The 13,369-nt window shown below is 67.9% G+C and carries 12 protein-coding genes and 1 pseudogene; 6 read left to right on the forward strand and 7 right to left on the reverse strand.

Annotated features, from left to right (window positions below; all coding sequences use genetic code 11):
• Positions 1-320: 320 nt before the first annotated feature.
• The 3 genes from BG418_RS04150 to BG418_RS04160 all read right to left on the reverse strand — a co-directional run bounded on the left by BG418_RS04150 (position 321) and on the right by BG418_RS04160 (position 2,363).
• Positions 321-1,235 (reverse strand): hypothetical protein, encoded by a 915-nt coding sequence (locus BG418_RS04150; RefSeq protein ID WP_188272247.1) that lies wholly within the window; start codon positions 1,233-1,235, stop codon positions 321-323.
• Between the two features lie 92 nt (positions 1,236-1,327).
• The gene (locus BG418_RS04155; RefSeq protein ID WP_188272248.1) at positions 1,328-1,993 is read right to left on the reverse strand and encodes a DUF4328 domain-containing protein; all 666 of its coding nucleotides are present in this window, start codon (positions 1,991-1,993) and stop codon (positions 1,328-1,330) included.
• A 130-nt stretch (positions 1,994-2,123) separates the two neighbouring features.
• On the reverse strand, positions 2,124-2,363 hold the full coding sequence (locus BG418_RS04160) for a hypothetical protein (protein ID WP_188272249.1): 240 nt from the start codon (positions 2,361-2,363) through the stop codon (positions 2,124-2,126).
• Between the two features lie 252 nt (positions 2,364-2,615).
• Between BG418_RS04160 and BG418_RS40420 the strand changes: the two genes are divergently transcribed.
• The 3 genes from BG418_RS40420 to BG418_RS04170 all read left to right on the forward strand — a co-directional run bounded on the left by BG418_RS40420 (position 2,616) and on the right by BG418_RS04170 (position 4,643).
• Positions 2,616-2,744, forward strand: coding sequence for a hypothetical protein (locus tag BG418_RS40420; RefSeq protein WP_262928543.1), 129 nt, complete (start codon positions 2,616-2,618; stop codon positions 2,742-2,744).
• A 1,113-nt stretch (positions 2,745-3,857) separates the two neighbouring features.
• Positions 3,858-4,196, forward strand: a complete 339-nt coding sequence (locus BG418_RS04165; RefSeq protein ID WP_188272250.1) for a MerR family transcriptional regulator — start codon at positions 3,858-3,860, stop codon at positions 4,194-4,196.
• A 243-nt stretch (positions 4,197-4,439) separates the two neighbouring features.
• The gene (locus BG418_RS04170; RefSeq protein WP_093471494.1) at positions 4,440-4,643 is read left to right on the forward strand and encodes a cold-shock protein; all 204 of its coding nucleotides are present in this window, start codon (positions 4,440-4,442) and stop codon (positions 4,641-4,643) included.
• 208 nt (positions 4,644-4,851) lie between these two features.
• On the opposite strand, the pseudogene BG418_RS39550 reads toward BG418_RS04170, so the two are convergent.
• Together BG418_RS39550 and BG418_RS04175 are read right to left on the reverse strand one after the other, a co-directional pair.
• A pseudogene (locus tag BG418_RS39550) lies at positions 4,852-5,340 on the reverse strand (hypothetical protein); the annotation flags it as partial.
• Positions 5,337-7,010, reverse strand: a complete 1,674-nt coding sequence (locus tag BG418_RS04175) for a hypothetical protein (protein ID WP_188272251.1) — start codon at positions 7,008-7,010, stop codon at positions 5,337-5,339. The gene BG418_RS04175 and the pseudogene BG418_RS39550, both read right to left, overlap by 4 nt.
• Positions 7,011-7,297: 287 nt before the next feature.
• Here BG418_RS04175 and BG418_RS04180 point away from each other — a divergent pair, with 287 nt between their 5' ends.
• Entirely contained in the window at positions 7,298-7,999 is a 702-nt protein-coding gene (locus tag BG418_RS04180) for a DUF2993 domain-containing protein (RefSeq protein ID WP_188272252.1), read from the forward strand.
• 39 nt (positions 8,000-8,038) lie between these two features.
• On the opposite strand, the gene BG418_RS04185 is transcribed toward BG418_RS04180, so the two are convergent.
• Entirely contained in the window at positions 8,039-8,443 is a 405-nt protein-coding gene (locus tag BG418_RS04185) for a hypothetical protein (RefSeq protein WP_317453491.1), read from the reverse strand.
• A gap of 160 nt (positions 8,444-8,603) precedes the next feature.
• A complete protein-coding gene (locus tag BG418_RS39555; protein WP_223184253.1) occupies positions 8,604-8,972 on the reverse strand; it encodes a hypothetical protein in 369 nt (122 codons plus the stop codon).
• A 1,408-nt stretch (positions 8,973-10,380) separates the two neighbouring features.
• Between BG418_RS39555 and BG418_RS04195 the strand changes: the two genes are divergently transcribed.
• Positions 10,381-10,764: a hypothetical protein gene (locus BG418_RS04195; protein ID WP_188272253.1), complete on the forward strand. Its 384-nt coding sequence runs from the start codon at positions 10,381-10,383 to the stop codon at positions 10,762-10,764.
• 549 nt (positions 10,765-11,313) lie between these two features.
• Positions 11,314-13,266 (forward strand): hemopexin repeat-containing protein, encoded by a 1,953-nt coding sequence (locus BG418_RS40735; protein WP_188272254.1) that lies wholly within the window; start codon positions 11,314-11,316, stop codon positions 13,264-13,266.
• The last annotated feature ends 103 nt before the right edge of the window (positions 13,267-13,369 follow it).

A 13,369-nucleotide genomic window follows, 5' to 3' on the forward strand; every position in this document is an offset into this window, starting at 1 on the left:
GATGCCGCGGGAGACTCAGTCGTCTTCTTATGGCCAAGTTACGAAGGGAGGAGGCCGGGCCGCGGCCGAGCGCGTTGTTCAGGGTGCCGTCGGCGTCGGTGATGTCCAGCACCAGCAGGTCGTTGCGTTAGACGGGGCGATGGTTCCTTGGCCCAAGCTGCCACAGATAGTCGGCGCACGGGAGACGGTCCGAGTCCTTCTTCCGGTGCCGCGCGCCACCCCACAGCACGCCGTAGGGGGCGGCCCTCCTGGCAGGGCCGCCCCCTACGTATCGCGCCAGGAGTGCCCGTGGAGTCCCCACCGGTCTCATGCGCCCGCGATCAGATCGGCGTGCGCGGCCCTGCGGTACCGATCAGCTGTCCTGGGTCTGTTTGAGGGTTTTGGCGAGTTCGTCGGCGGTGAGATCGGTGAGGTCGGTGACCTGCTCGGTGGGCGGGATGCTGGAGAGGGGCCGGCTCGTTGTGGCGGGTGATGAGCGTAGTCATGTCCAGGGGGCGGTCGGCGTCGGCGCGGGTGCGGAATCGGCGGACACGATCCTGGTCGTCGACCCACAGGTCCATTCGCAGCGAGCGGGCTCCCCAGGCCGTGTAGCGGTTGAGGAGCCTGAGGCCGCGCAGCTGGGCGTCGCGGGGCTTGCCTAGCAGAGCACGGCGGAGCTGGTCGAGGGTCGCCGATCCGCTGTAGTGAACGGTCGCGACTCCGTCGACCGTCTGCGCGCCCGCCCGGGTGATGTCCGCTGCGGCGGCGAGCTGACCGGCCTCCTCAGCCGGATTGCGCTCGATCTCGTTCTCCAGCCCGAACAGGGCCTGGTGACGGAGCTGTTCGTCGGCGAGCATCGAGGTCTTGTACTTGAGCCAGTGCTCGCCTCCGCCCCACAGAAATGTGGCGTCGGTGTCCTTACGGAACTCCATCGCCTGCACGTCACCGCCCGCAGCAACCTTCATCCGCATCCGCAGTGTGCGCGGGTTCACGCTCACGGACCCGTCGGTGGCGACGCTCTCCGCGATCCCGTCGCCGGGCTCGCGGCCGCGCATCGCGTACGCGAACGAGTTCAGCTTGCCGGCCTTGGCCACCGCGCGGGCGACCGCCGCCGCGGCCGGGTCGGCGGACTGCCCGGTGCCTTGCTGCGCCATGTCGCCCGCGCGCGGGGCGTGTCCGGCGGTGCAGGCCGCGGCAGTGGTGAGAGCGGCGGCTGCCACGGCGAGCGCGACGGTGGTGCGGGGGTGGCGGGGCATCGGAGAACTCCGTGCGGTACGAGAGAAACCAGCGGGGGTGGGGAACCGGCCCAGCAGATCGCCGGGCCAACACCCTGAAGGTGTGGCGGCATTCAGACGGTCGCCAGGGGCCCCTGAACGGCCTTGGTGTGCTGCATCGCGGTGAGCTTGCGTACGAAGACGATGGCGAGGACCGCGGCGGTGAGCATGAGCAGATCGCAGACGAACATCACGTCGGTCGCGCGCTGGAGAGCGGCCGGGCTGTGGGCATGGTTCTGCATCGTGGAACCGACGCGGAGCAGCACGAGCGCCGTCACCCACATCACCCACCACCGTTTGACGGGCGCGGCGGACACCTCACGCCACGACCCGTCCGGGGCCCGCTGCGCGCTCGCCGTCCAGATCTCACGGGCGATCGTGTACGGAATCCAGCAGTTGCCAAGGGGGACGAACCAGCCGCCGACCGCCCAGCCCCGGCTGCGGGTGCACACGTCCTGCGCGAACACATCGGCGTTCGAGCGGACTCGGTGGAACCAGATGATGAACACCACCGCCGGGGCCGCCACGGCGACCATCTGGGCAGTGCCCGCCACGTCGTAGAGGTCATCGGCCCGGTTGATCTCGTCGCTGCTGCGGGCGAGCAGGTCACCCGTCACACGATGCCGGACCACCCCCGCGTACAGAGCAAAGGCGTCGGTCGCGGCCGCGACACCGAGCAGCACGCTCGTTGCCATGGCCAGTCCGACCGGCGAGCGAAGGACGACGTTCGGCGGTGGCATGACGCCACCACGAGGCAACACGATCAGAACCCCCCAAGGGCATAGAAAAACCCGCAAACCGTTCGGCGGGTGTCGCAGGACCGTACGTCATGAGACATGTCCCGGCCAAACCGTTTCCCGCGCCCGGGGGTCAGCTTCCGGACGGGGTGGCGGGCTTCTCGTGGCGGCGCCAGTACGTGGGCCGCCACCAGTACAGTTCCGTCAGGTCATCGGGGTAGGGCGCACCGCCGCCCCCCAACTCGACGGGATCTCGCGCCGGGTCGATGGGTCGCCAACCCGGGTCCAGCGGTTCGTCGTCGGCCGACGGCCGCACGTAGCGGACCACGTCTTCGCGTACCGCCCCGCTTTTTGGCGCTTCGGACGCGACCATCGCCAAGACCTCCTGGACGCGATCGGTAATCCGCGCTGCGACGCCGTCGTCGCTCGCAACCGCGCCGCTGGCAAGCTCCGCCAGGGGGCCTGTCGGGCCGAACGACAGCGCCTGGCCGAGCAGAAGGCCGCCGAATATGAGGACGCCTGCCCCGCTGGCGCTGCGTGCGGGCGGAAGTTCACCAGCGACCTGTGGAAGGCCACCGAGGCGTACCCGAAGCAAGTAGGCAAGTGGTGCCCGACGCTGTGCGACGTGTGCGAGGGCCATGCCGTCGAGGACGCGCGCCAGGCGGTCGACCGTGAGCGTCAGGACCGCGAGGCGGGGCAGGACCACGCCCTGGAGCTGGGCATGTTCCGCAGCTTGTTCCGCCGCCGAGCCTGACCCCTTGCAAGCTCCCTCTCTCGGGCCTTGTACGAGTCACTGTGCCCGTGTGCCGTCCGTATCCCGGCCACGAGAGGTTCGGGGGTCCCGTGCGGACCGTCTGGCCGCGAGGAACCGGCTCCTCGTCAGGGCATGACAGTGCAAGTGCTGCCCCGGCGCGAGTCCTTCCCAGATTGGCCAGCCACACGTACGGATTACGGATCGCCGAACAGGCTCCTGCCTCCTCCTTCCGCCCGCCCCCATACCCGCCGGTCGTCAACGGCACGCCCTGCGGGCGGCATCCGCCTCAGTTCCTCGCTCTCCCCGGCGCCGTTCCGTGGCGCTGTTCGAGGCCGACTACCTCATCGCCGAACGCCGGAAAATCTATGTTGGCCGGAGTAGACATTGGGCGGTGGCGTGGTTATGGTTTCTCTCGTAACCAAGAAGGACCGCAGGGCCCGGCAGAGATGAACTGCCGGGCAGTAGTACCCGCAGTTGCAGTTCGCAGGACGGTGCGGTGACGGAGTTTCGAAGCCAGGTTGGTTGCAGGACGGCGACGGGACTGGTGACCGGACCGGGTGGCCCGCAGTGATCAGGGGCCGCCGTGAGCAGTACCGCAGTGGCAGTACCCGTAGTAAGTGCAGTTGGCAGTACCCAGCAGTGAAGTTAGTGAGCAGTACCTCGGTGAAGGCGTCGGCTGCGGGCGCGCGCACCGGGAGGTTCGGCAGTGGGGTTCTAAGCCAGAGCAGATGCAGGACGGGCGACGGGGCTGGCTGCCGACACGTGGCGCTAGGCGAGGCCACCAGTAGGAGAGCAACACCAGTAGTTCGCAGTATCAGCAGTACGCAGTTCGCGTTTTGTAAGTGATTGATCCAGAGGGAAGAACGGAGGAGCCGAGCGCCATCAGGATCGCCCGGGCGAGTAGTACGGTGCCCGGGTACCGCAGGACATCGATAGTGAGGTGGTCTCCGGTCACGCAACCGCGATCCCCGCACCCCCGACAGCAGCCAGGTCGGGTCCGCGGATACAGAAGGCCGGCGCAGTATCAGGGTCGGCAGATGGTGTAGTAGTTCCTTCGGGGCCCGGGAGCCACATGCTCCCGGGCCCCTCCACGCGTTCCACAAAGAGGTGCAAATGACAGCAGATGACTCGTTCGGCCGTCTCGATGACGACGACTACCCCGCCTACACGATGGGCCGGGCCGCCGAGATGCTCGGCACCACCCAGGGCTTCCTCCGTGCCATAGGCGAAGCCCGCCTCATCACCCCGCTGCGCTCGGCCGGCGGACACCGCCGCTACTCCCGCTACCAGCTGCGTATCGCCGCCCGCGCCCGCGAGCTCGTCGACCAGGGCACCCCCATCGAGGCCGCCTGCCGCATCATCATCCTTGAGGACCAGCTCGAAGAGGCCCAGCGCATCAACGCCGAATACCGCCGCGCCGCCCCATCAGCGAATCCAACGGCCGAGGCTTGACCTGGGGCATGCTTGCCGCCTCACGGCGGGCCTGCCCGCACACGGTCCACGACGTGTACTCGTTTCCTGTGGTGACAGCACGTGCGGGCGTGTACCGTCTGCGTCAGCTGTCGTGGTTCGGAAGTTCCCTTTGCCCACGCCTCCGGCGTGGGTGTTTTGCTGTGCTGTGCCGCAGGAACCAGGGCGATCACCTCCGCCTTCCGCACGTGGTGGAAGGCGTTCATCGACTGGAAGGCATGAGACATGGCTACGGGAACTGTGAAGTGGTTCAACGCGGAGAAGGGCTTCGGCTTCATCGCTCAGGACGGCGGCGGTCCGGACGTCTTCGCCCACTACTCGGCGATCAACTCCTCGGGCTTCCGTGAGCTCCAGGAGGGCCAGAGCGTGACGTTCGATGTCACCCAGGGCCAGAAGGGCCCCCAGGCCGAGAACATCAACCTGGCCTGACCTTCCCTGCTCCGTCCGCACAACGCAGGGGACGGCGCTCGACACCGACCGGAACGGCGGATGCCGGTGCTATCCGGTGACGTCGGCGGAATGTGAGCCGCACCAAGCCAGGGCTGCGCAGCTGTTGCTGTGCAGCCCTGGTCTGTGTCGAGAACCTGTGCCTGATGTCGGGTTGCCGGTGTCGAACTATTGGGTGCGGTAGTCGGTGGGTCTTGGGGTGTGTCGGGTGGTCGAAGGGGCACCACAGCACCTGGAGCAGATCCGCCTCGGCCTGTCCGGGCGGGCGCAGTTGGGGGATGTCGCGTACGTACAGCTGGGCCACGGGCAGCATGGCGATGGAGCTCTCCGGCCGTGGGCGGCCCGCCTGGAGCCGCTTGTCGGTCGCCAGTTCCTCTGGCGTGGCCCAGGGCCCCTGAGGATCGCGGCGCCGCCGACTTGCCGATTCCGCCCGGTTACGACGCCACAGCCGTACGTCCTCAGGCGAAAGGGTCACGTTCACCCGGTCCCACACGTGCGGTTCTTCGCAGTGTGGCCACGGCTCGTCGGCGGGCCACAGCAGCGGTCCGCCGACGGAACTGTCATGCACGGACGGAGACCCGGGGCGGGGATGCAGCCGGGTCGCCGTGCGTGCCAGCGGGGCCAGTTGGGGGAAGAGCGCGGTGACGTCGAGCGGCCGCGGCGGGGTGGTGTAACTCATTCTGGCTCCCGATGGCACGGACTGGTTGAGATTGGGTCGACCACCGCGCAGTCGAGGATCCGCCCGTCCACCGTGCCGATCAGCAGTCGTCCGGGCCAGATGAGCGTGAGTGACAGCGGCACCACGGGCAGGCCGCCGACATCCAGTTGCTGCCGCCACAGCACCGTCCCGTCAGAGGTGCGCAGCGCCACCAGCTCACCGGAGTTGAAGGCGACGTAGAGCGTTTCCTCGTCCCCGTCGAGGGCGGTGGCCGGGAAGTCGGCGGTGAACACCCAACGGGCGGTTCCGTCCTCAAGACTGCGCCGTACGACGAAGGCGTTTCCGGGGAGCTGACCCGGGCCGTCGTGCACGGATCCGGCGTGCACCAGGTCCCGCCCTGGCCCGGTGCCGACCTCGATACCCGGCCCGCCGAAGAGATGCCGGGCGTGGGCGGTTTCCCAGTCGAGAGGGAACAGTCGGCGTGCCACGGGCTCACCGTCCGGGCCCTCCGGTTCGACGGTGACCACCCACTTGTCCCGCCACGGCTTCTCCTCGTCGCCCTGGAGGGCGAGCAATCGTCGGCTGTGCCGGATCGGAAAGGAGTGGTTGATGAGGTCGTAACCCTTTAGCGGTACGCGCGTCGGCAAGGCTTCTCCGGCGGGGCTGACCAGTACGGCCGGTTCTGCCTCGCTCTGGTCCCGCCTCGTGCCGCGGAGCATGAGCCAGCCGTCGTCACGAGTGGTGAGCGCGGTGGAGAAGGGAACGGGGAGGGAGCCGAGGACCTTCCCGTCCGCGAGGGACACCCGCGCTACGAGCGGTGGTTCGGTCACGCGTTCTCTGCCCACCCAGCGTGCACGCCACCGCTCCACGTTGACCCAGGCGTCGAGCTCGCCGGCCCTGACCACGAGCTGCCGCCCGCCCTCCTCGTCTGGAACGCACCACTCCAGACTCCCATCAGGTCCCCATGCTTCAGCGAGTACACCGTCCAGACAGGCCAGCACCCGCCCGTCCTGCAACCCGTGGACATCCCACACCTGTCGGCGCGGCTCCCACCACGGCTCACCGGCCAACACACCAAGCGACTCGACGCCTTGGCCGACTGTCTCCCCCTTGCTGAGCCGCTCGTACTCGATCCACCGCCCGGTCAGCTCCTCCTGCCGGACCGACCCCTGAGCGATGTCACTCCAGTCGAACCGCTCGATGACCACGTCGAACCCGTGCGTATGTGCCTCGTCGAAGTCCTCGTCATCGGGTGGAGCGACGACGAGCCGCAGCGCCCGTTGGCTCTGCCATTCCACATGCAGCACCTCACGCGCGCCACGTATCACCGAGGTCAACCGCCCCGACCTCAGATCGAGCAGCAACAGCTCGCCCTCGAAGGAGTAGCCCCCGTCATACGACCCGGTCCCGATCGCGACGACCGGCAGCGTCGGGTGAAACGCAAGGCAGTGCACGGGCCAGCGTGACTCCACGATCCATCGGCACCGCAGATCGTCCATGCCATAGACACCCACCCGGTGCGACCGCCACCGGTCCATTGCCGTCCCGCACCCGGACCACTGCAGATACCCCAGATCGCCCCCCACAACGACGAGTCCCCGCTCCTCGCTGACGGTCACGGCCGAGGGCACGCCGATCTCGGCGAAGGGCTGGTTGCCGAGTATGCGAAGGATGGTCAGCGAACCGGACATGGTGAGGGAACTCCCTGGTGGCGGAGCATCATTTTCGCATCAACCGCGCCCGCCAAGCCTGGAGTTACCGCCCATCGCAGCGCATGTGTACAGCTCCCCGCATCCCCTGGTCAGCGACCGGGCACACATACAACCCCCAGCTGGGTGCCCGGCGCCGTGGTGAGCAGTACCCGTTCGGCCGGGGCTGCGATGTGCCACGTGCAACCTGCGGGTGAGCAGCCAAACCCCTTGACTGGGTGTGGTTGGATCAGTCAGGTATAGACCATTCGTGCCTGGAAGGGCTCCACGTGAACCGCCGTACCCGCAGAACCGTGATCACCTTTGCCGTGCTGGCCGCCGTCGGTGCCGGCGCGGACTGGGGGGTGAGGTGGTTCGCGGAGGACCTGGCCGCCGACAAGATCGCCTCGCGCGTCAGCGGGTCCGGCGCGGTTACGGGCATCGCCCAGGCGCAGGTGTCCATCCACGGTTTCCCGTTCCTGACCCAGGCCGTCACCAAGACCCTCGACGAGGTGGACATCACCCTCACTGGCATACCCAGCCCCGACGGCGTCGGCTCCTCCTACCTCACCCTGCACCGCGCGGACCTGACCGCTCACGGGGTGCGGATCGAGGGCACCAGCTCCGCCGTCGCCGACACCATTGACGGCAGGACCACCATCGATTACGCCACCCTCGGCACCGTCCTGGGCTCGCAGACCCGCACCGACCCGGAAAGCGGACGCATCCTGACCGACAGCGTCACGATCGCCCCCGTGGTCGCCGACGGACCCACCGGCAGCCGCGTCCGTATCTCCTCGGGCGGCCACGACGTCATCGCCGCCCTCTCCGGCAAGGACACCAACCTGGTCTTCACCCCGGAGACCGAAGGCGCCCGTCCACTCGCCGTGGCCGTGCCCACCGGAAGGATCCCGCTGCGGGTCATCGACGCCACTGCTGGCGCTGACGGCATCACGGTCCGCTTCACCGGCCACCAGGTCAGCCTGGGCTGACTGATCGTTGCAGAACGAGACGGGGAGGCCGGGCGACGGTCAGTCGTCGAGGCGCTGGAGGATCCGCGTGAACTCGCCGTTCTCGATCAGGCCGGTGAGGACCTGGGTCATGTTGCCGATGCCCGCGTCGCGGACGATGAGCCCGTCCGAGCACCAGAAGTAGCGGCCTTCGAGGGCTTCCCCGCTGGCGGCCCATCGCTTCATGAGGATCTCGACCTGGGCGATGGTGATGACGGTCGCGCTCCACCGGGAGCCGTCCTTGAGATTCACGAAGACATCGACGTTGTCCACGGACTCCACGTCCTCCGCGGCAGCACCGGTTTTCCCGGACGGAAGCGGGTCGACGACCGTACCGCGTTGGCCGGGATCGTGGATGCCCTGCGCAAGCGTGTCCTGGGCGGACGTCCCGGCCGAACGGATCGGCTGCTCCGGGGTCACCTTCACTTCCGAAGCACTCGTTCTCCCGCCCCTTCTCGACGACCCCGACCTCACCCTGCGCCCCCTCGTCGTGCTGTGGTCGCTGTTCCGACACAGTCGACGGGCAGCACGGGGCGGGTGCGCCCTCCGCTTCCTCCGCTTTATGAGCCGTTGCCGGTGGTCTGCTTCAGTCGGTTTTCGCCGACTTGTCGAAGAACCTGATGATCTGGGGCACGGCTTGCCGCACCGATGCGTTGTGGTCGCAATTGCCGAGGTCGGTCAGTCGGTGTGCGGCGCCGTTCCTTGTCAGCTGGTCGGCACAGTAGGTGGCGTGACTGAAGTCGACGTCCTTGTCGCCCCGGCTGTAGAAGATCTCCACCGGTACGTTCGGCCGCCAGTTGCACGTGTTGTCCATCGGGCGCAGCTTGTTCTTGAGGACACCGTCGGGCTTGCGGATTTTGTTCAGGAAGTCCTCGGTGAACAGGTCCTTGGAGGCCGCCGGGAGTTCGCTGACGATCTGCTTGGCAGGGTGATATCCGTCGAAGAGAGCCTCCACTTTGCTGTCGTAGGGAGGGCGGAAGACGTCGCTGGGTGACGTGTAGATGCCGTACATCTTGTTCCAGGCGCTAGCGAAGTAGGCGAGGTGGATGCCGGATTTGGCGATCTTGTCGTTGGCCGCGGCGGCCTCGAAGGCCGAGAGGTTGTAGGGGCCGCTGACCGGGGCGAGCGCCCCAGCTGGAAGTAGCGGTCGATGTCCTTTTGTTGAAGCGCCCGGCCTACCAGCATGGTCGCGGGGCCGCCCTGCGAGAACCCGCTGACCTGAACTTCTCGCTTCAGCTCCCGGCCCTCGCGGTGGGCGAGGGTCCGGGCCGCGCGCAGGCCGTCCACCGAGGCCGCGACGGTGGCCTGAGGGTCACCGTAGGGGTGGAAGCCTTTGCCCGAGCCGAGGCCGATGTAGTCGGGTGCCGAAACGGCCCGCCCGGTCGAGGCGAACAGCAGGGCGACGAGCCGGTCGTTCGACTTCGGATTCTCCGAGGCGACGTCCTTGCGGTAGACGGTGGTGCCGTGCAGCCAGGAGACGGTGGACAGGTGGCGCGCCCCGTTCTTGGGCAGGACGACGAGCTGGCTCGCGGTCGTGGAGGCACCCGCGCTGTCAGTGGTGCGGTAGGTGACCCGGTAGGCGGTCACGCCATAGCGCACCTGGGACGAGTCGATCTCTCCCCGGAGTTCCCCGGCCACTTCCTGCGCTGTGAGGTCGGCCGCTTGCTCCACGGAGACGACGGCCCCGCTTTGGGTCCGTCCGTTGTGGGAGCCGGCCGCCGCCGAGACCGGCGCCAGCAGGGCGGACACACTGCCGAGGACCGCCGCACCAGCCAGAATCCGGATGTTTGTTCGCGGTGAAGTCATCTATGGATCATGCCCGTTGGCCGCTCCGCGGGGACATGGAGCGACCCCCCGGCCGCGCAGGGGGACAACCCCCTCGGCGCCTGTAGGGGATGCCGGATGCCCCGTCCCTTACGGAACACGTGGACTGCCGAACGGTGCGGGGGAGTGGAGCATTCCGCTCGGCGCCGGGTCGGTCGGGCCGAGGGCAAGGGTCACCAGTGCCTCGTCCGGAACGCCGATGATCGGTGCTGTGTCATGCGACCCGTCGGACATAGCGCTGGTGGCCGTGGTACTCCAGGAAGCTGCGCAGCAGCAGTGACGCCGAGGCGTGCGGGTGGTTCTGAGCCAGGAGCACGCGGACGCCGAGATCGTCGTCGGCGGACAGGTGTTCCAGGAGATCGGGCGGCAGGCAGTGGTCCTTGGCCGCGTGCCGACGCAGCAGCGGGTGGTGGGAGTTTGCGTCCCGGCGTACGGCTTGGGGGTCCCGGGGGCAGGTAGGGCCCGGGCAGTGGGAGGAAGCAGTGGTCGATGGGGATCTCGTAGTCGATTGAGGCCCGTTCCTCCTCGGCCAGCTCCGGATGCACGGACAGGGCCAGCCGCACCTTCGGGTCCGGGTCTACGGCGAGGATGCGCCGCTCGGCAGGCCCGAGGCCTGGGCGGTGGGCGATGCGCTCGCGTACCTCTGGGTCCGGGTCGCAGGCCAGCAGTGCCACCATGTCGGCGAACAGGCTGGGGTTTTCCGCGATCGCCGCTCGCTCGCCCTCGGCTGCGGGAGCGGTGAGGACGTTGTTCACGACGGTTCTGCGCACCACTGGACCCGCGTCCAGGACGAGTTGGGTCTCTTTGGGTATGGACGCGGACCAGTCGTCGCCGCGCCGCCCGGTGACCAACTGCTCGGCTTCGCCGGCGTGCAGCATCTCGGCCGCCTTCTCGATGGGCTTGGACATCGTGGCCTGCGGTAGCGGTTGGTGGGCGTCCACCCGTCCATGCCTCCGCCATCTCCCTTCCGGTAGAGCCGACTTGGCCAACCTCGCCCCCACCCCGCAGCCCTCGCCTCACCCCACCCTGCGAAACCGAGAAACTCGGGCTACGGATGCGGCACTCGGTGCCGAGGCTTCTCTGACACGCGCCCTCAACCTCGCAATGAAAGGTGCAAGTTGAATATTACATTGGTTTACATGGTTTTGACCTGGCAATACCTTCATGATCATATTGGGGTGTGCGCCGGGGAAGGCCAGGGGGACTGTCCCGGCGCGTGCCGCCCTGCCCCGCTGACCACGGAACGGGGCGGCATCTCCGGCATCTTCCGGGCTGTGCGTCATGAGCCCGGAGGATGCGGCCCTGGCCCCTTCGCACCTGCGTCTATGGGGTCTTCCCTGTACGGCAGCACCCTGGGGCGATGTTCGTGTGCGGGCCAAGGGTCCGCCTGCCGCGTCCCGCAGCTGCGTTGCGGTGTGGCCTGCATCTGTAGAGAGAATCGAGGAGAGTTGAAGACAAGAGCAGCCAGATGGGTGACCGTCGTGGTCGCCGCCGGCTTGATGGCCGCCATGGCGCCCGCGGATGCCTTCGCCGACGGTCCGGCCCCGCTGGAGCGGGAGTGGGCCGGCGGCAAGACCGTGGAGGATCCCAAGGACACCCCGGCCAGCGGACTGGCCTATCAGTACGTGCTCCCCTTCTACCAGAAGCACGGGTTCTACCTGCAGGATGCCGCGCCTTCGCAGCGCATCGCTCCCGGCATCCAGCAGACCCTGAGCCTGGGCCGGGAAGACGAGGTGGTCGAGGCCACGCAGACCGGTGTCGACGACGGTGGGACGGGCGAGTGGAAGGCCCGGGTCTTCGGCGGTCTGAAGGCGGTGGCGAAGGCGGTGGCGAAGTCCCAGGGCGGGGAGTCCGCGGAGAGCATCGTCGACGCGCTCATCCCGGACTTCAGTACGTCCAGCGTCGTCGCGGACAAGACGGTCAAGTTCAACGTCACCAACACCATCAACGTGACCGCCAAGCGTGACATCGAGGCGCGCGCCGTCTACTACAAGCTCAAGACGGTCTCCGACGTGTGGAAGCGGGAGCGGGACCAGGACAAGCCGTCCCTCGTACGCAGCGGGCAGGTCACTGACGCCGTGGTCGGCATGGGCTGGATTCTGACCTGCAAGGACAGCGACGGCCGGGACTACATCTGCCAGCCGGGCAAGGACTTCGTCTCCAAGAGCCGGATCCCCGCCCAGGAGAAGAAGTACTTGCCTCCCACCGGCGCCCCGGACCGCCTCAAGCACGAGGAGACCGGGGTCGGGTTCTTCCTGTCCGGTGCCCGGGTGAGCATGGAGTACCCCGAGGAGTGCTCCGTGAGCGCGGACAGCGGCGGCAGCCTCACCAGGACCCAGGTCCAGGTCCGGTGCGCCGGGCCGAAGTACCAGGACGGCCCGAAGTTCAGCCACTACCGTGTCCAGTACGGCATCGGCAGGGCCGGGCCCGCGTTCTCCTGGGACAACAACTGGGGCTCGGGCGCACTGACCTCTGCCACGGAAGTACAGCAGAACTACCCCAACGAGGCGGCGCTGCGCAACGTCCGGGCCTTTGCGGCGGACGGCCAGAAGCACGGCCTGTCCTTCACCGCACTCAAAGACAGCTCGTTCGTGAGCCCGAAGCTCACCCTCAGGATCGTCCCGGTCACCGCGGACTGCGCCGATCCGGACCAGGCGGGAATCCTCGGCTGCCGCAACCCCCTCCAGGGCACGGTGTTCGAGAACGGCTTCGACGGCGCGACCGCCGTCCCCGGCTCACCGAGTGACCTGTACTTCTTCAAGGGCAACGGCTACGTGCGGTACAACGCCCAGACGGACACGGTCAACGGCTGGGGCAAGGATGGCAAGCTGCTGTCCCTCGCCGACCAGTGGCCGGGACTGAGGGGCACCGGCTTCGAAAACGGCATCGACGCCGCCGTGGAAGTCCCCAACATCCCGGACGCGATCTACTTCTTCAAGGGCGACAGTTACTTGCGCTACAACGTGAAGGAGGACAAGGCAGAGACGTGGGGCGGTGACAGTCCCGTGCTGCCGCTCGCCCGTCTGTGGCCGGGTCTGAAGGGCACAGGGTTTGAGAACGGGTTCACGGCTGCCGCTCCGGTCCCGGGTGATGCCGATGCTCTCTACCTCTTCAAGGGTGACAGTTACCTGCGTTACGACCTGAAGGAGGACAAGGCCGAGAGCTGGGGCAGCGACAGTCCCGTGCTGAAGATTGCCGACCACTGGCCGGGACTGAAGGGCACCGGCTTCGAAGACGGCATCACCGCAGCCGCCGCCGTCCCCGGCACCACGGATGCGATCTACTTCTTCAAGGGCGACAGTTACCTGCGCTACAACCTGACGACGGACAAGGCCGAGACCTGGGGCGGTGACACCCCTGTCCTGAAGATTGCCGACCACTGGCCGGGACTGGCCGACGCGCCCTGGCGCGCCCGGACATCCTGACCCACCAAGGCTGACAGGGGCCCGGCGGCGCACGCCGACAGGCGCGCCCCCGGGCCCTCGTGAGCCCCGGGCCTTCCAGCTGACAGCAGCAGGGGCCCTGCCC

The organism is Streptomyces sp. CBMA152, from assembly GCF_014596475.1.
In the GTDB taxonomy this organism is placed as follows: Bacteria; Actinomycetota; Actinomycetes; order Streptomycetales; family Streptomycetaceae; genus Streptomyces.